This window comes from Nonomuraea sp. NPDC050394 (assembly GCF_044459065.1).
Lineage (GTDB): Bacteria > Actinomycetota > Actinomycetes > Streptosporangiales > Streptosporangiaceae > Nonomuraea.
Window position 1 is genome coordinate 28,627 of record NZ_JBITIO010000004.1, and the last position, 20,757, is coordinate 49,383.

Consider the following 20,757-nt stretch of genomic DNA (forward strand, 5'->3'; position numbering starts at 1 on the left):
CCTCGGGTTACGAGGTGAGCGCGCCGTTCGGCTGAGCCCGGCGACGACGGGGGCACCGTCGGTGGCCGATCGTCAGGGCCGCCACATGGGCCAGAATCTGGCTCCGTCCGGGAGGACGATCGGCCGGCGCTCGACGTAGCCGTGCCTGGCGTACAGGCGGCTGCTTTCCGGGCTGGCGGATTCCAGGTAGGCGGGCAGGCCGTTCAGGGTGGCGTGGTGGTGGTCCATCAGGGCGCTGCCCAGGCCGCGGTTCTGGTGGTCCGGGTGCACGGCCAGGAACAGCAGGTGGTGGTGGGGGGCGTGGGGATGGTGTTCCTCCAGGAGCTCGTCGACGATCTGGAAGCGCTCCTGGTGCTCTCCCACCGCCTCCGCCAGGCGCCGGTCGTAGTCGTCCGGCGCGGGCAGGGGCTCCTCGCGGTGGAACCAGACGGCGGCGCCCAGCAGGTCCGGCCCATCGGTGACGAGGTCGACGTGACCGTGTTTGAGTGCGTCCTCGACGAGGATGGCGGCCCAGGCGGACATGACCGGCGCGCGCCGTCCGGGGTCGGAGATCATGTACGCCACGACCCCCAGACCGGCGAAGGCGGTGCCGACCAGGGCGGCCACCTGGTCGACGTCGGTGTAGGCGGCCCGGTGGACGACGCGGGACTCGGACACGGGTGTGCTCCTTCGGGGTGGCGGATCAGGACGCGACGGCCTTGGCGCCCTGGCCGATCTGGTGATAGATGCCGGGGCGGTGGCGTTGCAGGACGAAGGCCCAGATCAGGCCGAGTACGGCGGCGATGCCGTACAGGCTGGGCAGGATGACCGCGAGCGGCTCGCCCTCGGGCACGCCGAGCAGGGTGGCGAAGTTGGTGACGGCCAGCCCGAGCATGACCACCAGGATGATCGCGGCGGCCACCGGGGCGATGAGGGCGTGGGTGCGGGGTTCGGTGTGGGGGTTGCGGGCGAAGTAGATCGGCACGGAGATCGCGGTCACGGTGAGCAGCACCAGGATGCCGAAGCCGCCCAAGGTGCCGCCGAAGTAGAACAGCTGGACCATCGGGTCGAGTCCGAGGATGGCGTAGACGACGATGACCAGCAGGCCGAGGCAGCTCTGGGCGATGGATCCGGTTTTGGGGGCGCCGGTGCGGGCGGTGGTGCGTCCGAACACCTCGGGCAGCACGCGTTCGCGGCCGAGCGCGAACAGGTAGCGGGCGCTGGTGTTGTGGAAGGAGAGCATGGCGGCGAAGGTGCTGGTGATGAAGAGGACCCGGCCGATGGTGGCGATCACGTCGCCCATGTGGTCGGCGGCGAGGATGAAGATGGTCTCCGCGCTGTCGCGGCGGGCGACGGCGGCGATGTTGGCGGGCCCGATGGCCACCTGCATGACCCAGGACGACAGCGCGTACACACCGGCGATCACGGCGACGGACAGGTAGGTGGCGGCGGGGATGGTGCGGCGCGGGTCGCGCGACTCCTCGGAGAACACGACGGCGGCCTCGAAGCCGACGAACCCCAGGATGGCGATGACCAGCAGCGCCCCGATCCCGGGCGAGAACAACGCCGCCGGTGACAGCGCCTCCCAGGCCAGCGACGCCCCGGCGGGGTTGAACAGGTCGGCCAGGTCGAACAGGAGGATGATCGCGATCTCGGCGGTCAGCAGGACGGCCAGCACGCGGCCGTTGAGATCGACGCGGGACAGGCCGAGCACCAGGACCAGGGCCCAGGCCACCAGGGCGATGACCCACCAGGGCAGGGTGATGCCGAGCCAGGCGGCCAGCAGCGGGACGGAGGCGGCGCCGAACACGCCGTACAGGGCGACCTGGATGGAGTTGTAGGCGAGCAGCGCCCCCCAGGCGGCGGCCACTCCGGCGGGACGGCCCAGGCCGTGGGTGACGTAGGTGTAGAAGGCCCCGGCGTTGGCCATGTAGCGGGCCATCGCCACGTACCCGACGGCGAACAGCGCGAGGACCGCGCCGACCACGAGGAACGCGATCGGCAGGCCGGTGATCCCGGTGACGGCGTAGCCGGTGGTCACCACTCCGGCGATGACGCTGAGCGGCCCGGCCGCCGACAGGACGAAGAACGCGACGGCAGGCACGCCGAGACGGTTGGCGGCCAGCGCGGCGGTGATCCGGTCGCCCGGGGGGTGGCGATGCTGCGTCGTCACGGGGGGTCCTTTCCAGGGGGTCAGAGGCGGCGGGTGCGATAGGTGAGGACGGCGTTGCCGACGGCGGCGCGTACCTGGCGGGCCAGGACGGTCAGCGGCGCGGGCAGGGCGCGCAGGACGGTCGCCAGATAGGCCTCGCCGGTCCGGCGCATGGCGGGGTCGTTCAGCAGCACGGGGGTCAGGCCGCACGCGTCGACGAGCGCGAGAAGCATCATGTCCTGGTCGGGGACGGGGCGGTGCGCGACCAGGCAGCCCCGCAGCCGCTCCGGGGGCCAGGCGGCCCGGCCGAAGACGGCGCGGGAGGCGTAGCGGTAGCGGCACTGGCGGTTCTTGAGCAGGCGGGGCTTTTCGCGGACGAGCAGCCCGTCGCCGATGAGCCGGTCGGCGACCATGGTGGTGGCCTGGCTCTCCATGTAGGCCAGCCAGGTGGGGATCGAGGTGTGCTGCGGGTGCGCGACCAGTTCGGCCAGCACGCTGGCGGTGAGGGGGTCCTGGACGGCGCCCCGGCCGACGACGACGAGCTGTTCTCCGCGTACGGCCAGCCGCCCGGCGTACACCAGCTCGGTCAGCAGGGCTCCGGCCAGCGCCAGGGCGATGCCGTGCGGGTGCAGGCGGGGTTGCCCGGAAATGGTGACGTCCCAGGCGACCAGGAACAGATCGTCGGCCAGGGGAAGGACGGGTCGGGATGTCATGAGGATCGGAGGGGGACGAATCGGTCAGGCTGCTCCCTCGGGCGCGCGGGTGCGGGCCGTGGGGTGACGAGGGGTGCCAACGACGGTGCGATCCATTCCGGGCCTCCTGTCGGGATTTGCCGGCACGCAAATCCGCACTTTTCCAACCCGGCTGATCATGGTGAATACACCCACAGGGCGTCAAGCATCACTTGACTCTTCACAAGTATCGGCATGAACATAAATCACGATATGTCTCTCCGTTAGCGCAGATGGCGCTTAACGTGGGGTTCTATGCCGAGCTCGCAGCTTATGATGCCGCTATGAGGGCGATGGGTAATTTCGCCATGTCATATGTGATTTGCCCTCACTTCAGCCGGGCCGCCAGGCCGTCCAGAACACATTCGAGCCCGTCCTCGAACTCCCGCTCCCGGGCTTCCCGCTGGTCCTGGCCCCGCTGGTCGGCGTACAGGGCGGCGAGCCTCGGGTAGGCCCTGACGGCCTCCTCGGCCGCGGGCCACAGACGTTCGGCCCATTCCTGTTCGTTCTGGCCACGGCGCGCCAGCCTCGTCAGCCACGCGGCCTCGCTGGTCGCCCGGCCGATGATGTAGGCCATGACCGTGTTCAGCGCCCGGTCGGCCGCCTTCAGGGAGAAGCCGCCCGCCTCGAACACGGCGAGCGTGCCCTCCGACATGCGCAGCACGTTCGGCCCCAGGTAGGCCACTCCGGCCTCGCCGAGCACGGACCCCATCCAGGGATGGCGCAGCAGCCCCGCCCGAACGTTCCCGGCGAACCGCACGATGACCGCCCGCCAGTCCTCCCCCGGCTCCGGCGGCTCTATCTCCCCGTAGACCTCGTCCACGACCAGTTCGAGCAGTTCCTCCTTGCTGGCCACGTGCGTGTACATGGAGGTGGCGCCCGCGTTGAGCCGGGTACCGAGCTTGCGCATGCTCAGGGCGTCGATGCCCTCGGCGTCCAGCAGGTCCAGCGCGGCGGCGACGATCTGCCCGCGGCTCAGGGCCGGCTGCTCCTTGCGCCGGGGCCGCGGACGGGTCCACACCGACAGTTCCCTCTCGCCGGACATGTCGTCTCCTCGTCTCGCGCACTCTCTTCCGCACAGTGTACGGCTTGCGCACACCGAACGCTCTCCGTACAGTGTGCGGAACCCGAACACTGTACGGAGGAAGCCATGACAACCCCCTTCGCCACTGACCGGTGGCAGTCCAGGCTCGACGAGCTGCGCGCCGCCCACCACGTGCCCGGGGCCACGCTGGCGGTGCTGACCGGCGGCACCGTCCACGAACTGGCCAGCGGGCTGCTGCACCGGGGCACCGGTGTGCGCGCGACACCCGACTCGGTGTTCCTGGCCGGCTCGCTGGCCAAGGTGTACACCGCCACCCTCGTGATGCAGCTGGCCGCCTCGGGCGAGCTGGACCTGGACGCTCCCGTGGCCGCCTCGCTGCCCGAGTTCGGCACCCCCGACCCGGACGCCACCGCGACGATCACGATCAGGCAGTTGCTCTCGCACACCGGCGGCATGACCAACGACTTCATGTACGACTCGGGGCGGGGCGACGACTGCCTGGCCGGGTACGTCCGGGCCTTGCGCGAGGTGCCGCTCGACTGCCCGCCCGGCATGGTGCTGTCCTACGGCAGCTCCGGTTACGTGGTGCTGGGCCGGTTGATCGAGGTGCTGACCGGCAGGACCTGGGACCAGGCGCTGAGGGAGCGGGTGTTCGAGCCGCTGGGGCTGGAGCGCTCGATGACGCTGCCGGAGGAGGCGCTGCGCTTCCGCGCCGCCATGGGCCACATGGGCGAGCCCGGCCGGGCGCCAGAACCGGCGCCGGCCTGGGACATGATGCCGCGCTCGGCGGGGCCGTACGGGAGGGTGATCGTCTCGGCGGGAGACGTCGTGCGCTTCGCCAAGATGCACCTGGACGGCGGGCTCGCCCCCGGCGGCGCCCCCGTGCTGCCCGCCGGCGCGGTCGCCGCGATGCGGCGGCGTGAGGCGGACAGCCTGGACAAGTGGTCCGTCTCGGCCGACGGCTGGGGCCTGGGCTGGACCCTGCACGACTGGAACGGGGTCCCCGGCTTCGGCCATGACGGCAGCGCCGTCTCCCAGTTCTCCTTCCTGCGCGTGCTGCCCGGCGCGGGCGTGGCCGTCGCGCTGCTGGCCAACGGCGGCGCGGCCGGCCGCCTGTACGCCGGCCTGTTCCGGGAGCTGCTCGGCGAACTGGCCGGGGTACGCATGCCGCCGCCCTTCGCCCCGCCGGCGAACCCGCCGGAGGTGGACCTGACGCCGCTGGCCGGGACGTACCCGAGGGCCGGGGTCGTCACGACCATCAGCCGGGGCGCGGACGGCGGCGGGCGCCTGCGCTACGAGTTCGTCGATGAGATGCGGCACTTCTCCCCGCCGCTGGAGGCCGATCTGGTGCCGGTGTCGCGGTCGGCGGGCGCCACGGTGTTCGCCGCCGCCGGCATGCCGGTCGGGGAGGAGTTCTGGCCGGTGGTCTGCGCCACGCTGCCGGACGGCAGGCCGTACGTGCAGGTCGGCATGCGTGTCGCCGTCAAGGCGCCTTAGTTCGGCTTGGGCATCTGCTGGGTCGCGCAGTGGATGCCGCCGCCGCCCTCGCCCAGGGTGTCGACGGGCACCTGGACGACCTCGCGCCCGGGGTAGAGCTCGCCGACGATGGCGGCGGCGTCCTTGTCGGCCTTCTTGTCGCCGAAGCGGGGCAGGATGACGCCGTCGTTGACCACGTAGTAGTTGACGTACGTGGCGAGGAAGCCTTCGCCGCGGCTGCCGATGTCGACCGGCTCGGGCAGTTCGACGAGTTCCAGCCGCTTGCCGCGGGCGTCGACGGCCTTGTCGAGCACCTTGCGGGCCTGGTCGTAGGCGCCGGTCCAGACGTCCTGGGGAGCGTCCCGCGGCGGGGTGCTGATCACCACGACGCCGGGCTCGGAGAATCGGGCCAGGGCGTCGATGTGGTAGTCGGTGATGTCCTTGCCCTTGACGCCCTTCACCCAGATGAAGGTGGTCGCGCCGACGGTCCGCGTCAGCGCGCGCTCGATGTCGGCGCGGCTCTTGCCGGGGTTGCGGTTGTCGTTGATCAGTGAGCTCTCGGTGGCCATCAGCGTGCCCGCGCCGTCGACCTCGATCGAGCCGCCCTCGCCGACGATCGGCGCCTGGATCCTGGTGACGCGCTCCCTGGCCAGGATCTGCCGGGCGACGTCCTTGTCACGTGCGTGCTTCTGCTTGCCGCCCCAGCCGTTGAAGTTGAAGTCGACGCCGGCGATGTCCTTGCCGCGCAGCACGAACGTGGGACCGGTGTCGCGCATCCACAGGTCGTCGACGGGGATCGGCACGACCTCGACCTGCGAACCGCAGGCGCGCCGCGCGGCCTTGACGTCGCCGGGGTTGGCCAGGAGCACCACCGGCTCGAAGCCGGCGATCGCGCGGGCGATGCCGGCGATGTCGTCGCGCACTCCCGCGGTGTCGGACTCCCAGATGAGCTCGGTCGGCCACGACATGAACGTCTTCTGGTGCGGATGCGTCTCCTCCGGCATCAGCCACCCGGCCGCCTCCGGGCTGGGCCCCTGCTTCGCCGCCCCGGATCCCGTCACGGACGAGCCGCACGCGCTCAGCGCGCCTCCCACGGCCGCGAATATCGCCGTTTGTAGCGTCTGACGTCGAGAAATACGCATCACAGTCCCCCTGACTGAAATTTTGGTTAGGAGCAGCCTAGCCGGGCGGCCGGGGTACCGACGCCAGCAGGAGCCGCGTGTAGGCGTGTCGTGGATCGGCCAGCACCGACGCCGTCGTACCGCGTTCGACGACCTCCCCCCGCCGCATGACCACCAGGTGGTCGGTGACCTGGCTCACCACGCCGAGATCATGGGTGATGAACAGGAACGCGGTGCCGGTCCGCTCGCGCAGATCGGCCAGGAGGTTGAGGATCTGCGCCTGGACGCAGACGTCGAGGGCGGCGACCGCCTCGTCCAGGACGAGGACGGCGGGTTCGGCGGCGAGCGCGCGGGCGATGGCGACCCGCTGGCGCTGGCCGCCCGACAGGTGGCGCGGCAGCGCGTCCGCCTCCCGCTCCCCCAGGCCCACCTGGTCGAGAAGCTCGGCGATCCGCCGCGCGGGGTCGAGGGCGGGGAAGTGCAGCTTCAGGGTCTCCCGCAGGACCGTCCTGGCGCTGAGGCGCGGGTCCAGCGACAGGAACGGGTCCTGGAAGACGATCTGTACCTCACGGGCCAGGCGCAGCCGTCCGGCACGGCCGCGACGACGGAGTGAGTGGTCGTGCCCGCCCACGGTGACGCGTCCGGCGTCGGGGCGCTCCAGGCCGAGGACGATGCGGGCGGTGGTGGTCTTGCCCGACCCCGACTCGCCGACGACGCCGAGCGAGCCGCCCTCGGCCAGCGTGAAGCTGACGTCGCGGACCGCCTGGACGCTTCCGTAGGACTTGGACAGCCCTTCAACTTCAAGCACGCTCTCCCCCGGGGATGCTGTGGTGACAGGCGACGATCCCTTCGCCGCGGGCGAGCGGCGCGGGAACGTCGTCATGACACTGCGGCGTCGCGCGAGGGCAGCGCGGGGCGAAGGCGCAGCCGGTGAGCTCGGTCCGCAGATCGGGCGGCTGCCCGGGAACGGTGGCCAGCCGCGCCAGCGGCGCCTGCACCCGCGGGGTGGCCGCGAGCAGGGCCGCGGTGTAGGGGTGGCGCGGGCGGGAGAACAGCGTCCCCGCCGGTCCGCTCTCCGCGATCCGGCCCGCGTACATGACGTGGACACGGTCGGCGATGGCCGCGGCGAGCTCCAGATCGTGGGTGACGAACAGCAGCCCGGTCCCGAACCTCCGCCGCACCTCGCCCAGCAGGGCCACGATCTCGGCCTGGGTGGTGACGTCGAGGGCGGTGGTCGGCTCGTCGCACAGCAGCAGCTTCGGATCGCCCATCAGCGCCCCGGCGATCATGACGCGCTGCAGCATGCCGCCCGACAGCTCGTGCGGGTACTGCCGCAGCACCCGCGCCTCCAGCCCGACGGCGGCCACCAGTTCGCGGGCGCGATCACGCGACCCTGGCCGCCCCTCGACCAGGAAGTCGCCGATCCTGCGCAGCGGGTTGATGCCCGCCCGCGGGTCCTGAAAGATCATCGCGACGGTACGGCGGCGCAGCTCCCTGAGCCGGGCAGGGGTCAGCGCGAGCACGTCCTGCCCCGCGACCTCCACGCCGCCCTCGACCTCGGCGCCGTCGGGGAACAGCCCGAGCACGGCCCGCGAGGTGAGGCTCTTTCCCGAGCCGGACTCCCCGACCAGCGCCACGGTCTCGCCCTCGCCCACGCTCAGCTCGACGCCGTCGAGGACCGGCCGCAGCGCGCCGGGCAACCACATCCGCAGGCCGGTGACGCGCAGCACGCTCATCCCCGCCTCCGTGACACACGGTCGGCCCAGTGCTCGGCGACGACGTTGAACGCCACCACGGTGAGCACGATCGCCGCGCACGGCAGGATGGCCGACAGGGGATGGCCCTGGAGCAGGGCGGACTGGCCGTCGTTGATCATCGATCCCCAGGTGGGTGTCAGGGGCGGCACGCCCAGGCCCAGGTAGGACAGGGCGGACAGGTCGAGCAGGGCGTAGCCGAAGTTGACCGACGACTGGGCGAGCACCACGGGCGCGATGTTGGGGATGAGATGGCGCGCGCAGATGGACAGGCCCGAGAAGCCCTGCACCCGGTAGGCGGCCAGGTAGGGCCGCCGGCGTTCTGACAGGGTGAGGTCGCGGGCCAGGCGGCTGACGTACGGCAGATAGGCCAGGGAGAGGGCGATGACCGGGGCGGCCAGGCCGGTGCCGTACAGGGAGACGAAGACGATCGCCACGAGCAGGGCGGGGAAGGCGAGCAGCAGTTCGGCGGCGCGTGACAGCAGCGTGTCCGGCAGGCCGCCGAACCAGCCGGCGGTGACGCCGGCCAGGACTCCCGCGACGGTGGAGAACAGGACGACGGCGATCGGGCCCAGCAACGAGGCGCTCGCTCCGGCGATGAGCCTGGAGAGGGTGTCGCGGCCGGCGGCGTCGGCGCCGAGCGGGTGGGCCGGCGACGGGCCGGTCAGGGCGGCGCCGAGGTCGCTCGCGTTGGGATCGGCGGGGGCGAGCCAGGGCCCGGCCAGCGCGACCGCGACCATCAGCGCGGCGAAGGCGAGACAGGTCAGGTAGAGCCGGTTCCGGCCGGTGCGCAGGCCGCGGAGGACCGGGCGGTGGATGATCGGGTCGACGGCGGTCATCCGGCATCACTCCGTACGCCGAGCCGGGCGCGGGGGTCGACCAGCGGCTGGCACAGGTCGACGATCAGGTTCGTCACCGTGAACAGGGCGACCACCAGCAGGGTGATGGCCTGGACGACGGGGAAGTCCTTGACCTGCACGGAGCTTTCCAGCAGCGCGCCGAGCCCGCCGATGCCGAAGGCGGCCTCGACCAGCACGGTGCTGATGACCAGCCCCGACAGGGTCAGGCCGCTGACGGTGGCGACCGGGCCGAGCGCGTTGCGCAGGACGTGCCGGCGGATCACCAGGCGTTCGGGCAGGCCGCGGCTGCGGGCGACGGTGACGTGTTCGAGGGCGAGCTGGTCCTTCATGGCGCCGCGGGTGACCCGGGCGAGCCAGCCGGTCCAGTACAGGGCCAGCGCCAGCGACGGCAGCGTCAGGTGGTAGATCATGTCGGGCAGCCCGTCGCCGCTGCCGATCGTCGGGAACCAGCCGAGCTGCACGGAGAACACCCACAGCAGGCCGATGGCGGCGACGAACGACGGGGTGCCGAGCGCGACCGAGGTGCCGACGAGCACCGCCGAGTCGGTGGCGGGCCCGCCCACCGCGGCCAGCCGGCCCAGGCCGATGCCGAAGACCACGACCAGCACGGCGGCCATCGTGATGAGCAGCAGCGTGCTCGGCAGCCGGGCCTCGATCAGCCCGAGCACCGGGCTGCGGTACTGCATCGAGCGGCCCAGGTCGCCGGTGAGCACGCCGCCCGCCCACTTCAGGTACTGCAGGAAGAACGGGTCGTCCAGGTGGTACTGGGCCCGGATCGCCGCGAGCGCCTCCGGACTGGCCGCCCGGCCGCCGAGCAGGAAGGTCTCCGGGCGGCCAGGGGCCAGGTGGACCGCGCCGAACACCAGGAACGACGCGGCCACCAGCGTCATGGCCAGCTCCAGCAGGCGCCGCAGCAGGAAGCGGGCGATCATCCGGCCGCGCCCACGTCGGCCGCCCACGGGTAGTACATGTAGGCGATGGAGGTCGGGGCACCGGTGATGCGCCTGCTGAGGTACAGCGACGTGGGCCATTCGGCGACGGGGATCCAGAGCACCTGCTCGGCCTCCTTCCGCCCCAGCCCGGCGGTCAGCGCCGCCCGCTTGACCGGGTCGTACTCGGCGACTGCCTCGTCGACGAGCGCGTCGTAGGCGGGGTCGGCGTAGTCCATGTAGTTCTCGAAGCCGTCGCTGCGGAAGATCGAGTAGCTGGCCAGCGGGTCGGTGATCGACAGGTAGTAGGTGCAGGGGAACAGGTCGACGGCCGAGCGGGCCTTCGGGTCGGAGAACAGCGCGGTGTAGGCGTCGGGCGCGATGGTCTTGAGCTCGACGTCGAGGCCGATCTCGGTGCCCGCCGCCTGTACGGCCGTGGCCAGCAGCGACACGTCCGTGCCGATCGGGCTGGTCGCCACGGTGATCTTCTTGCCGGTGGCGCCGGCCTGCCGGATGAGCTCCTTGGCCGCGGCCACGTCGCGCTTGGCACCCGTCTGTGCCGCCGTCTGCCGGGGCCAGGCGTCCCCGGGCGCGGGGGCCGTGGCGATCGAGCCGACGCCCTGCAGGCCCGTCTTGATGAAGCCGTCGCGGTCCAGGGCCAGCGACAGCGCCCGCCGTACCCGGACGTCGCTCAGTGTGCCCTTGAGGTTGGTGAAGGCGAGGTTGACCGTGGTCAGGCTCTTGCCGAAGTAGAGCGAGCCCTTGCCGCCCGCGCGCAGGCCCGCGTAGCTCTCGGGGGCGATGAGGTAGCCGCCGTCGACCTCGCCGGTCAGCATCGCGTTGGTCCTGGCGGCCGGGTCGGTGATGAAGCGGAAGGTCACCTGCCCGGCTTTCGCCTTCTTGCCCCAGTAGCCGGGGAAGCGGTCGAGCGCGATCGACTCGCCCTTGCGCCACGGGCCGAGCCGGTAGGGGCCGGTGCAGTCGACGCCGCCGTCCGGGTTGCCGTAGTCGCGGCCCTTTGCCTGGACGGAGCGCGGGTTGACGACCGTTCCCGCCGAGGTGGCCATCCACTGGTTGAACTGGGAGTCCGGCCGCTTCAGCCGTACGGTCACCTCCATCGGGCCGCTCTTGCCGATCGAGGCGACCCGGTCGAAGGACTTGGCCCAGTAGGAGCCCAGGGCGGTGTCCAGGTGGCGGCGCAGGCTGAAGACGACGTCGTCGGCGGTGACCTCGCCGCCGCCGTGGTATTTCACTCCGGGCCTGATGCGGTAGACGAACGTCTTCGCGTCCGGCTGCTCGACCTCCTCGGCCAGACCGGGTTCCAGGCCGAGCTGCGGGGTCCAGCGCATCAGGCTCTCGCAGACGTTGGACAGGATCATGTTCTGCGGGTAGTCGAAGGCGTAGACGTAGTCGAGCGTCGGCGGCTCGGCGTAGATGGACCAGGTGAAGCCCTCGATCTCGCCCTTGGCGGGCGGGGTCGTGGGCGACAGCGTGAAGCTCGTGCCGGCGGTGGAGTGGGGGGTGGCGGCCCCGCCGCAGGCCACCGCCATGAAGACGAGGGCCGTGAGTGCTGCGATCCGCATGGGCTCTCCCTGGGGTCAGATCGGGCGGGTCAGCGCGCCGTAGAGCTCCGGCCGCCGGGTGTTGATCAGGCCGAACTCCAGCCAGTCGCGGCGCTGGTCCAGATCGAGGTCGGCGACGAGCACGGCGGGCCGGTCCCGGGGGGCGCGCAGCACCACGCGGCCATAGGGGTCGGAGATGAACGACGAGCCGTAGAAGGTGATGAGCCCCTCCGCGCCGACCCGGTTGGGCACCACCATGAACAGAGCGTTGGCCAGCCCGTTGGCGGAGATGGCGTGCTCCCACATGGGCCGGGTGTCGAAGTGCGGCAGTTCCGGCTCCGAGCCGATCGCGGTCGGGTGGACCAGCACCTGCGCGCCCTCCAGCGCGTAGGTCCTGGCCAGCTCGGGGAACCACTCGTCCCAGCAGGTGGGGAAGCCGAACCTGGCGCCGCCGATCTCGGTCACGGGGAAGCCGGTGTCGCCGGGGCGGAAGCACAGGTCCTCGTGGTAGCCGGGGAAGCGCGGGATGTGCAGCTTGCGGGTGCGTGCCAGCAGCGTGCCGTCCGGGTCCACGCAGATCGCGGTGTTGTAGCCGAGGCCGCCGTCGGTGGCCCGCTCGTACAGGGAGGCGTGCACCGTGACACCCAGGTCCGCGGCCAGTTCGGTGGCGAGCGCGGTGGTGGGGCCGCCGGGCAGGTCCTCCATGTACCGGGCGGCGTCCTGCGCCCGCGTCTTGTCGGCGGCGAAGTAGGGGCTGCGGGTGAGCTCGGGCAGGCAGACCACCTCGGCGCCGAGGCCGGCGGCCAGGCGTACCCCGGTGCGCAGCGCCTCGTCGTGGGCCCGTTCGTCGGGCTGCCAGCGCATCTGGACCAGGCCGGCCCGCAGGAGGGTGCCGGGTTCCGTGCCGGGCCGGGCGGGCGAGCCGAGCGGCGAGCCGTAGGAGGTCAGTTCGACGTAGTTCACGAGGCCTGCCCGGCGGCCGGGATCTGCTGGGTGACGCAGTGCACTCCGCCGCCGCCGTAGGCGATGACCGGGGTGCGCACGCCGACCACGGTGCGGCCGGGGAAGGCACCGGCGATGACGGCCAGGGCCTTCTCGTCGCTCTCGGCCCCGGCGACGGGCACGACCACGCCGCCGTTGGCCACGTAGAAGTTCAGGTAGCCGACCTCGACCGTCTCCCCGGCCACCTCGGTGAACACGCTCTGGGGCAGTTCGACGAGCTCGAACGGTCTCCCGGCGGCGTCGGTGGAGGCCTCCAGGACCGCCTTGTTGGCGCGCATGCGGGCGTAGTCGGGGTGCCCCGGGTCGTCGGGGAGCTGGATGAGCACTCTGCCGGGGGCGGTGAACGCGGCGACGCCGTCCACGTGGCCGTCGGTCTCCCTGTCCTCCAGCCCGCCGTACGGCAGCCAGATCACCTTGGTGACGCCCAGCCTGGCCTTGAGCTCGTCCTCGATGTCGGCGCGGGTCAGGCCGGGGTTCCTGTTGGGGTGGAGCAGGCACTGCTCGGTGGTGATCAGCGTGCCCTCGCCGTCGACGGTGATCGCGCCGCCCTCAAGGATCATGCGGGACTCGACGCGGGTGACGCCGAGGCGCTCCAGGAGCAGGGCGGAGATCCTGTCGTCGCGGTCCCAGGGGTGGTGCTTGCCGCCCCAGGAGTTGAAGCGGAAGTCCACGCCGGCGCGGGAGCCGTCCGGGCCGAGCACGAAGATCGGGCCGGAGTCGCGCAGCCAGGAGTCGTCGATCGGCAGCTCGATCACCTCGACCGTGTCGCCGCACCGCTCACGCGCCTGTTCACCCTGGCCGGGCAGCGCCACCATCGTCACCGGCTCGAACCGCGCGATGGCGCGGGCCACCGCCGCGTACTCCTGCCGGGCGGAGGTGAGCACGTCGCCCCACAGTTCCTCCCGGGTCGGCCAGGCCATGAGGCAGCCGTCATGGACGGCCCATTCGGCGGGCATACGCATGATCACTCCTGTCTGAAAATTCAGTCAGCCTTGCGGAGTTGCTATAGTGCCCACCGACTGAAGATTCAGTCAAGGTGTCCCCGAACCTGCGACGTGAGGTGAAATGTCGTCCGATCGCCAGCGGCAGATCCTGGAAGCGGCCGTCCGCGTCATCGCCCACAGCGGCGTGCGCGGGCTACGGGTGGAGAAGCTGTCCGCCGAGGCCGGAGTGTCGACCGCGCTGATCTACTACCACTTCGGCGACCGGGCCGGGCTCATGCGCAAGACACTGGAGTTCGTCAACGAGCGTGCCGGCCGCTACACGCACGAGGCCATGGAGATCGGCAAGGACCCGCGCCAGCAGCTCGAACTGCTCCTGCTCCTCGAACTGCAGGACACCCCCGCGGTCCGGGAGAACAGCGCGGCCTGGGGTGAGCTGCGAGCCAGCGCGGTCTTCAACCCCGACCTGCGCGAGCCGCTCAGCACCTCCACGCGCGGCTGGGTCGACGACCTCGCCGCCATGATCAGGCAGGCTCAGGCGGCAGGGCTGGCCGCCGAGCGGGCCGATCCGCTGGACGTGGCGGAACGGCTGACCGCCCTGGTCGAAGGCGTGAGCGAGCGCTGGCTCAGCGGCTCGATGACCCTGGAGCGCGCCCGCGAGCTGGTGGAGGGCGCCGTCATCGCGGAGCTCGGGGAAGGGTCGAGTCACGCTCCACCAGACGGGTCGGCAGGGCCCGCGTGACGGGGGCCGCGGCCCTGCCTTCCAGGAGGTCGGCGAGGAGCTCGGCTCCGTACCGGCCCATGAGGCGCGGGTTCAGGTCGATGGCCGTGATCGGCGGCTTGGCGCTCCAGAGGGAGGAGTGGTCGACGCACGAGGCGATGAGCACGTCTCCAGGTGCCCGGATGCGGCGCCGTTCCGCCGCCTGGAGGATGCCGAGCGCGCCGCCCTCGGGCGCGCTGACGACGGCGTCGAGCTCCGGATGATCGTTCAGTAGCCGGTCGGCGGCCTGGTACCGGGACTCCGCCGAGCCGACGAAGGGAGTCTGGCCGATGAGCGGAGGCCGACCGCGCGCGGCACACCAGCCGTCACTCGCTTCGGCCCGCCCATGGTCGGGCGCCCTGCCCGCTCTGTGCCCTATGGTGGATCTTGAGTGCGGGGCCAGAAGACCACGACCGGAAGGCGGAATCCGGATATGCAGGACGTTCCACAGAACCGGCCCACACCGGTGGATCTGCAGACCCACCGGCCGCACTCGGCGCGGGTCTACGACTACATCATGGGCGGCAAGGACAACTTCGCCGCCGACCGGGAGACCGCGTCCAAGGTGCTGACCAACTGGCCGGGACTGCGCACCTCGATGCTCGCCAACCGCGCCTGCATGCACCGGATGGCCCGTTACCTGGCCGACGCGGGCGTACAGCAGTTCGTCGACATCGGCACCGGCATCCCCTCCTCCCCGAACCTGCACGAGGTCGTCCAGGAGAGCGCGCCCGAGGCCCGGATCGTCTACGTCGACAACGACCTCATCGTGCTGACCCACGCGAGGGCCCTGCTGGCGGGTACGCCCGAGGGCCGCATCGCCTACATCCAGGCCGACATGCGCTCCCCCGAGGCGCTCCTCGGCGACCCCACGCTGCACGAGGTGATCGACCTCACCCGCCCGGTGGCCCTGACGGTGATCGCCATGCTCCAGTTCGTGGAAGACGCCCAGGGCCTGGTGGAGGCCCTGATCGCCCCGCTTCCCGCCGGCAGCTACCTGGCCGTCACCATCCCCACCGCCGATCTGGCCCCCGAGTCCGAGCAACTGGCCCGCGAGTACACCAGCAGCGGCATCCCCATGTACCTGCGCACCCGCGCCGAGGTGGAACGCCTGTTCACCGGCCTGGACCTCCTGGACCCCGGCGTCGTCCCGATGCCCCGCTGGCGCCCCGCCCCGGGCGACCGGCCCCTCCCGGACACCGCCACCAACATGTACGCCGCGGTGGGCCGCAAGCCGTAGCTACGTCGTGACCGCGACGGCGTCGACTTCAAGCAGGTACTCCGGCCTGGACAGCGCCGCGACCCCCACCAGCGTGTCCGCCGGCTTGTGCTCACCGAACAGGGCGACCCTGCCCTCCTCGATCTGCGCGAGGTGCTCACGCCGGTATCCGGCGACGAAGATCGTCAGCTTCGTCACCTGGTCGGGACGGGCGCCCGCGGCGGCGAGCGCGTGCCCGATGTTGGCGAACACCTGGCGCGCCTGGGCCGTCATGTCCCCGGGCCCGACGAGGTTGCCCGCCCGGTCCTCGGCCACCTGACCGGATATGAAGACCATCCGCGTGCCGGTGGCGACGACGACGTGGCTGTAGGTCGCCGGTGGGTCCAGCTCGCCGGGGTTGATGGATTCCAATGCCATGGGAGCACCCTCTCAAGAGGAAGCGCCGGCCGGGGTCATGGCCGGCGCCCGGTGTAGTGGTGGATGATCAGGGCCGCGATGAAGCCGAGGCAGACGACTCCGGCGATCAGGCCGACGACCTGGCCCATGCCGCCCATGGTGTTGGCGATGGTGTTGATGACCGCGAACACGAGGAAGCCGATCCACAGGAGCGCACGGCGGGGGTCGTTCATGCCGGACAGTCTAGAAAGCTCCCTCCGGCCGGGAGAGTGCCGTAGCCTGCCGTGCCGGTGGTAGTGCAGGGGGGAAGGGGACATCACAGGGCCTCCACCCCCGGCAGGACCGTGGCACGGAAGGCGGCGTCGAGCTCGGCGGGCGTGGCGGCGATCTCCTCATCCACCCACCTGCGCAGCAACGTCATGAACGCCCCCGCCACACAGCTCACCACCAGCTCGGACACCTCGCCCTTCCTGGCCTCCAGCTCCGCGCGGATCATCCGGCCCAGCATCCGCTCGCCCCGCGCCACCACCACCCCGCCGCCACGCCTACCGAGCAGCGCCTTCACCAGCCGCCGCTGCTCGTGCACGTGCTCGAACATCGGCAGGCTGAAGGCGAACAACGGCCCGTCCGCGCCCGGCTCGGCACGCAGGAAGGTCAACGCCTCCAGATTGCTGAACAGCACGTCCTGCTTGTCGGTGAAGTGCGCGTAGAACGTGGATCGGCCCACGTCGGCCCGGTCGATGATGTCGGTGACCGTGACCGCGTCGTATCCCTTCTCCAGCGTCAGCTCCACCAGCGCCCCCTGGACGGCCTGCCGCGTGCGCCGTACCCGCCGGTCCAATGTCCCTCCTTGTGTTCAGTACGGCACAGCCGGGCAGAACTGTTTGTTGCCCCGGCGACACCGACAGACAGACTATTCACTACAGAACACCCTGTTCGACATCGGAGGCGATCATGGGCTTGGGCAAGCTTCTGCACCGGCACGAAGAGCACGCCGACCACGGCGGCACGATCGACCACCCCCGCGCCTACGGCATGGGCGCCACCCTCGGATTCCTGGGCAGGCGCCGCGAGGTCTTCACCCGCCTGGCCACCAGGTCCGGAGTGCGGACCGGCGACCGGCTCCTCGACGTGGGCTGCGGCACCGGCTACCTGACCAGGATCGTCGCCCCGATCGCGGCCGAGGTCACCGGCGTGGACCCCTCGCCGCCCATGGTGGAGCACGCCCGCTCGCGCGCCCCGCGCAACTGCACCTACCTGGTGGGCGAGGCCCAGGCGCTGGCCCTGCCCGACGCCTCGTTCGACGTGGTCATGTCCACGCTCGCGGTCCACCACATCCCGGCCGACCTGCGCGGCGCCGCCGTACGGGAGATGTTCCGGGTGCTGCGCCCCGGCGGCCGGCTGCTCATCGCCGAGTTCCGCCCGCCGACCGGCCGGCTGGCCGGGCGGCTCGTGCGGTCGCTCACCGGTCCCGCCATGCGCCACAGTCCGCGCGAACTCCTCGGCGATCTGATCCCCGGCGCGGGGTTCCTGGTCGAGGGGGAGGGCGAGCTCAACCCGATGATCTACTACGTCACCGCGGTGCGCCCGCGATAACAATCCGGGTCGGGACGGTGCGCCGCTCCTTGCCACCCTCCAGGTGGGCCACGGTCACGACGTTCACGGCCGCGCGCCCTCCAGGTGGGCCACGGTCACGACGTTCACGGCCGCGCGCCCTCCAGGTGGGCCACGGTCACGACGTTCGCCACCGCGCGCCCTCCAGGCATGCCACGGTCACGACGTTCATGACGGCGCGCTCTCCAGGCGGGCCACGGCCTCGACCATTTGGGGGAAGGTGTCGATGAACGCGTCGACACGATGGGCGGCGAAGTCGGCGCGTCGTCTGACGCCGCTCTGCATGCAGGCGATGAAGCGCAGGCCGGCACCGTTGGCGGCATGGGCGTCGCCGGGTGAGTCGCCGACGTACAGGCAGTGGTGGGGGTCGAGCCCGGTGGCGGCGAGGAGTTCGTCGAAGGCGCGGGCGTCGGGCTTGCCGTAGCGCATGTTGCCCGCGTGGTAGACGGCGGCGAGGCGGCCCGTCAGCGCGTGGTCCGGGGCCAGCAGGTGCTCGACCTCGGCTTCCGTGCGTGAGGTCAGCAGCATGAGGCTGCGGCCCGCGGCGGCGAGCGCGTCGAGCGCCTGGAGGTTCTCCTGCGCCACGACGTCCAGCCGCCCGGTCGCCACGTACCGCCGGAGCACGGCCGGGTACGCGGCGGTGAAGGCCTCGACGTCGATGCCGGGCGAGCGCAGCGGCATCGCCTCCAGCAGCGGCTGCCCCCACGTGGCCAGGTGCGCGTCCCGGGACATCGGCTCACGGCCGATACACGCCAGGACCTCGTTCTCGAGCTCGAAGCACGCCGCCTCGGTGAGGCAGAGCGTGTCGTCCACATCAATCACCACGGCGCGGATCACCTCGTAAGGATACGGAAGCCGCGCAATGACCTCGCGGGCCGCTGCTTAGCTCCGGCCGCTTCCCCACTCCCGGCCGTTTCCTCGCCACCTGGCCGTTTCCTCGCCACCTGGCCGCTTCGTTGCCACCTGGCAGCTTCCCCACTCCCCGGCCGCTTCCCCACTCCCTGGCCGCTTCGTCGCCACCTTGCCGCTTCGTCGCCACCTGGCAGCTGATCGCCGGGAAGCCCGGCCGCCGGGAGCACGTCGTGCTGCCGGTCGTCCTGATCGGCATCGGCCTGCCGATCCTCGTCGAGGGCGGCGCCTTTTGATCCAGATATTGACGACCTGGCGGGCAAGGGTTAACGTCGCATGTAATTAAAAGGAAACTTTCCTAAGAGTTTCTGAGCCTCTCTTCATCCCACCCCCCAAGCACCGGATGTCGGAGCACTATGAAGCATCGCAAGACACTCGCAGTCCTGGCGGCCTTACTCTTGCCACTCGGCGCAGCGGTGGTCGCCCCGCCCATGGCCTTCAGTGCCAGCAGCACCCAGGTCGCCTTCGCCGACTGGGCCCCGTGGACCGCGTACACCGCGGGCACCCGGGTCACCTACAACGGCGTCGAGTACGAATGCCGGCAGAGCCACACCTCCCAGCCCGGCTGGGAGCCGCCCAACGTCGCGGCCCTGTGGAAGACCACCGGCGGCGGCGGCACCGACACGCAGGCGCCCAGCGTTCCCGGCAACGCCCGCTCGACCGGCGTCACCGCCAGCAGCGTCTCCCTCGCCTGGAACGCCTCGACCGACAACGTCGGCGTCACCGGCTACGAGATCTACCGGGGCGGCACCCTGGTCACCACCGTGACCGGAACCACCCACACCGACAGCGGCCTCACCGCCAGCACCAGCTACACCTACACCATCCGGGCCCGTGACGCGGCGGGCAACCGCTCGGCTGACAGCGCCGCGGTCACGGCCACCACCTCCGGCGGCGGCGGTGACAACCAGGCGCCCACGGTGCCGGGCAACCTCCGCTCCACCGGCGTCACCTCCAACAGCGTCTCCCTCGCCTGGAACGCCTCGACCGACAACGTCGGCGTCACCGGCTACGAGATCTACCGGGGCGGCACCCTGGTCACCACCGTGACCGGAACCACCCACACCGACGCCGGACTCAGCTCGAACACCGCCTACACCTACACCGTCCGCGCCCGCGACGCGGCGGGCAACCGCTCGGCCAACAGCGCCGAGGTCACGGCCACCACCACCGGCGGGCCCGGCGGCGGCGGCAACAAGGTGCTCGGCTACTTCGTCCAGTGGGGCGTCTACCAGCGCGGGTACCACGTCAAGAACATCGACACCAGCGGCTCGGCCGCCAAGATGACCCACATCAACTACGCCTTCGCCAACACCACGGGCGGCCGCTGCACCATCGGCGACTCCTTCGCCGACTACGAGAAGTCCTACTCGGCGGCCGAGAGCGTCGACGGCGTCGCCGACACCTGGGACCAGCCGCTGCGCGGTAACTTCAACCAGCTGCGCAAGCTGAAGAAGAAGTACCCGAACCTCAAGATCCTCTTCTCCATCGGCGGCTGGACCTGGTCCGGCGGATTCACCCAGGCCGCGGCCAACCCCACCGCCTTCGCCGAGTCCTGCTACCAGATGGTCGAGGACCCCCGCTGGGCCGACGTCTTCGACGGCATCGACATCGACTGGGAGTACCCCAACGCCTGCGGCCTGACCTGTGACACCAGCGGCTTCGCGTCCTTCAAGAACGTGATGCAGGCCGTACGCGCCCGCTTCGGCCCGAACAACCTGGTCACCGCGGCCATCACCGCCGACGGCACCAACGGCGGCAAGATCGACGCGGCCGACTACGGCGGCGCCGCGCAGTACGTCGACTGGTACAACGTCATGACCTACGACTTCTTCGGCGCCTGGGCGGCGCAGGGCCCGACGGCTCCGCACTCACCGCTCACCTCCTACACCGGAATCCCGATCGCGGGCTTCTACTCCGACAACGCCATCCAGAAGCTGAAGAGCAAGAACATCCCGGCGAGCAAGCTGCTCCTCGGCATCGGCTTCTACGGCCGAGGCTGGACCGGCGTCACCCAGGCCACACCTGGCGGAACCGCCACAGGTCCGGCGCCGGGCACCTACGAGCCGGGCAACGAGGACTACAAGGTGCTCAAGACCCGCTGTCCCTCCACCGGCACCGTCGCGGGCACGGCCTACGCCTTCTGCGGCAACCAGTGGTGGAGCTACGACACCCCGGCCACCATCGGCGGCAAGATGACCTACTCGAAGAACCAGGGCCTCGGCGGCGCGTTCTTCTGGGAGCTCAGCGGCGACACCAGCAACGGTGAACTGATCACCGCGCTCAAGAACGGTCTCGGCTGACCGT

Annotated in this window: 23 protein-coding genes; 6 read left to right on the forward strand and 17 right to left on the reverse strand. The window is 71.2% G+C overall.

The features are described 5' to 3' along the window. Positions 1-72: 72 nt before the first annotated feature. The 4 genes from ACIBKY_RS17685 to ACIBKY_RS17700 form a co-directional block, all read right to left on the reverse strand. Entirely contained in the window at positions 73-657 is a 585-nt protein-coding gene (locus tag ACIBKY_RS17685; RefSeq protein ID WP_397097720.1) for a GNAT family N-acetyltransferase, read from the reverse strand. A gap of 25 nt (positions 658-682) precedes the next feature. After that, positions 683-2,152: an APC family permease gene (locus ACIBKY_RS17690; RefSeq protein ID WP_397097721.1), complete on the reverse strand. Its 1,470-nt coding sequence runs from the start codon at positions 2,150-2,152 to the stop codon at positions 683-685. Between the two features lie 20 nt (positions 2,153-2,172). After that, complete coding sequence (locus tag ACIBKY_RS17695) at positions 2,173-2,844, reverse strand: GPP34 family phosphoprotein (RefSeq protein WP_397097722.1); 672 nt, start codon at positions 2,842-2,844, stop codon at positions 2,173-2,175. A 346-nt stretch (positions 2,845-3,190) separates the two neighbouring features. Then, positions 3,191-3,907 (reverse strand): TetR/AcrR family transcriptional regulator, encoded by a 717-nt coding sequence (locus ACIBKY_RS17700; protein ID WP_397097723.1) that lies wholly within the window; start codon positions 3,905-3,907, stop codon positions 3,191-3,193. A 105-nt stretch (positions 3,908-4,012) separates the two neighbouring features. Here ACIBKY_RS17700 and ACIBKY_RS17705 point away from each other — a divergent pair, with 105 nt between their 5' ends. Further along, positions 4,013-5,404, forward strand: coding sequence for a serine hydrolase domain-containing protein (locus tag ACIBKY_RS17705; protein WP_397097724.1), 1,392 nt, complete (start codon positions 4,013-4,015; stop codon positions 5,402-5,404). Here the strand turns inward: ACIBKY_RS17705 and ACIBKY_RS17710 are convergent. From ACIBKY_RS17710 to ACIBKY_RS17745, 8 genes are all read right to left on the reverse strand, one after another. Next, the gene (locus tag ACIBKY_RS17710) at positions 5,401-6,477 is read right to left on the reverse strand and encodes an agmatine deiminase family protein (RefSeq protein WP_397097725.1); all 1,077 of its coding nucleotides are present in this window, start codon (positions 6,475-6,477) and stop codon (positions 5,401-5,403) included. The genes ACIBKY_RS17705 and ACIBKY_RS17710 overlap by 4 nt on opposite strands. Before the next feature lie 85 nt (positions 6,478-6,562). After that, on the reverse strand, positions 6,563-7,312 hold the full coding sequence (locus ACIBKY_RS17715) for an ABC transporter ATP-binding protein (protein ID WP_397097726.1): 750 nt from the start codon (positions 7,310-7,312) through the stop codon (positions 6,563-6,565). After that, positions 7,305-8,240 carry an ABC transporter ATP-binding protein gene (locus ACIBKY_RS17720; RefSeq protein WP_397097727.1) on the reverse strand — a complete coding sequence of 312 codons (936 nt, stop codon included), beginning with the start codon at positions 8,238-8,240 and terminating at the stop codon, positions 7,305-7,307. The genes ACIBKY_RS17715 and ACIBKY_RS17720 overlap by 8 nt, the downstream gene beginning before the upstream one ends. Next, positions 8,237-9,097: an ABC transporter permease gene (locus tag ACIBKY_RS17725; RefSeq protein ID WP_397097728.1), complete on the reverse strand. Its 861-nt coding sequence runs from the start codon at positions 9,095-9,097 to the stop codon at positions 8,237-8,239. The genes ACIBKY_RS17720 and ACIBKY_RS17725 overlap by 4 nt, the downstream gene beginning before the upstream one ends. Next, the gene (locus ACIBKY_RS17730) at positions 9,094-10,077 is read right to left on the reverse strand and encodes an ABC transporter permease (protein ID WP_397097729.1); all 984 of its coding nucleotides are present in this window, start codon (positions 10,075-10,077) and stop codon (positions 9,094-9,096) included. The genes ACIBKY_RS17725 and ACIBKY_RS17730 overlap by 4 nt, the downstream gene beginning before the upstream one ends. Next, positions 10,047-11,630 carry an ABC transporter substrate-binding protein gene (locus ACIBKY_RS17735; RefSeq protein ID WP_397097730.1) on the reverse strand — a complete coding sequence of 528 codons (1,584 nt, stop codon included), beginning with the start codon at positions 11,628-11,630 and terminating at the stop codon, positions 10,047-10,049. Before ACIBKY_RS17735 ends, ACIBKY_RS17730 begins: the two co-directional genes overlap by 31 nt. Before the next feature lie 15 nt (positions 11,631-11,645). Continuing rightward, the gene (locus tag ACIBKY_RS17740; protein ID WP_397097731.1) at positions 11,646-12,572 is read right to left on the reverse strand and encodes a nitrilase-related carbon-nitrogen hydrolase; all 927 of its coding nucleotides are present in this window, start codon (positions 12,570-12,572) and stop codon (positions 11,646-11,648) included. Next, a complete protein-coding gene (locus ACIBKY_RS17745) occupies positions 12,569-13,573 on the reverse strand; it encodes an agmatine/peptidylarginine deiminase (RefSeq protein WP_397097732.1) in 1,005 nt (334 codons plus the stop codon). The genes ACIBKY_RS17740 and ACIBKY_RS17745 overlap by 4 nt, the downstream gene beginning before the upstream one ends. 103 nt (positions 13,574-13,676) lie before the next feature. Here ACIBKY_RS17745 and ACIBKY_RS17750 point away from each other — a divergent pair, with 103 nt between their 5' ends. Next, a complete protein-coding gene (locus ACIBKY_RS17750) occupies positions 13,677-14,294 on the forward strand; it encodes a TetR/AcrR family transcriptional regulator (RefSeq protein WP_397097733.1) in 618 nt (205 codons plus the stop codon). On the opposite strand, the gene ACIBKY_RS17755 is transcribed toward ACIBKY_RS17750, so the two are convergent. Further along, positions 14,230-14,805 carry a substrate-binding domain-containing protein gene (locus ACIBKY_RS17755; protein WP_397097734.1) on the reverse strand — a complete coding sequence of 192 codons (576 nt, stop codon included), beginning with the start codon at positions 14,803-14,805 and terminating at the stop codon, positions 14,230-14,232. The two genes, ACIBKY_RS17750 and ACIBKY_RS17755, sit on opposite strands and share 65 nt — an antisense overlap. Between ACIBKY_RS17755 and ACIBKY_RS17760 the strand changes: the two genes are divergently transcribed. Further along, the gene (locus ACIBKY_RS17760; protein ID WP_397097735.1) at positions 14,746-15,552 is read left to right on the forward strand and encodes an SAM-dependent methyltransferase; all 807 of its coding nucleotides are present in this window, start codon (positions 14,746-14,748) and stop codon (positions 15,550-15,552) included. The two genes, ACIBKY_RS17755 and ACIBKY_RS17760, sit on opposite strands and share 60 nt — an antisense overlap. On the opposite strand, the gene ACIBKY_RS17765 is transcribed toward ACIBKY_RS17760, so the two are convergent. The 3 genes from ACIBKY_RS17765 to ACIBKY_RS17775 all read right to left on the reverse strand — a co-directional run bounded on the left by ACIBKY_RS17765 (position 15,553) and on the right by ACIBKY_RS17775 (position 16,768). Continuing rightward, on the reverse strand, positions 15,553-15,948 hold the full coding sequence (locus ACIBKY_RS17765; RefSeq protein ID WP_397097736.1) for a RidA family protein: 396 nt from the start codon (positions 15,946-15,948) through the stop codon (positions 15,553-15,555). It abuts the gene before it with no gap. A 35-nt stretch (positions 15,949-15,983) separates the two neighbouring features. Further along, on the reverse strand, positions 15,984-16,160 hold the full coding sequence (locus tag ACIBKY_RS17770) for a hypothetical protein (protein WP_397097737.1): 177 nt from the start codon (positions 16,158-16,160) through the stop codon (positions 15,984-15,986). Between the two features lie 83 nt (positions 16,161-16,243). Next, entirely contained in the window at positions 16,244-16,768 is a 525-nt protein-coding gene (locus ACIBKY_RS17775; RefSeq protein WP_397097738.1) for a TetR/AcrR family transcriptional regulator, read from the reverse strand. 113 nt (positions 16,769-16,881) lie between these two features. Between ACIBKY_RS17775 and ACIBKY_RS17780 the strand changes: the two genes are divergently transcribed. Further along, positions 16,882-17,523 (forward strand): class I SAM-dependent methyltransferase, encoded by a 642-nt coding sequence (locus ACIBKY_RS17780; RefSeq protein WP_397097739.1) that lies wholly within the window; start codon positions 16,882-16,884, stop codon positions 17,521-17,523. A gap of 186 nt (positions 17,524-17,709) precedes the next feature. Here the strand turns inward: ACIBKY_RS17780 and ACIBKY_RS17785 are convergent, their stop codons facing one another. After that, positions 17,710-18,378, reverse strand: a complete 669-nt coding sequence (locus ACIBKY_RS17785) for an HAD family hydrolase (RefSeq protein ID WP_397097740.1) — start codon at positions 18,376-18,378, stop codon at positions 17,710-17,712. A 119-nt stretch (positions 18,379-18,497) separates the two neighbouring features. Between ACIBKY_RS17785 and ACIBKY_RS17790 the strand changes: the two genes are divergently transcribed. Together ACIBKY_RS17790 and ACIBKY_RS17795 are read left to right on the forward strand one after the other, a co-directional pair. After that, positions 18,498-18,686 carry a hypothetical protein gene (locus ACIBKY_RS17790; RefSeq protein ID WP_397097741.1) on the forward strand — a complete coding sequence of 63 codons (189 nt, stop codon included), beginning with the start codon at positions 18,498-18,500 and terminating at the stop codon, positions 18,684-18,686. Positions 18,687-18,881: 195 nt separating this feature from the next. Beyond that, positions 18,882-20,753 (forward strand): glycosyl hydrolase family 18 protein, encoded by a 1,872-nt coding sequence (locus ACIBKY_RS17795; RefSeq protein WP_397097742.1) that lies wholly within the window; start codon positions 18,882-18,884, stop codon positions 20,751-20,753. Positions 20,754-20,757 lie beyond the last annotated feature (4 nt).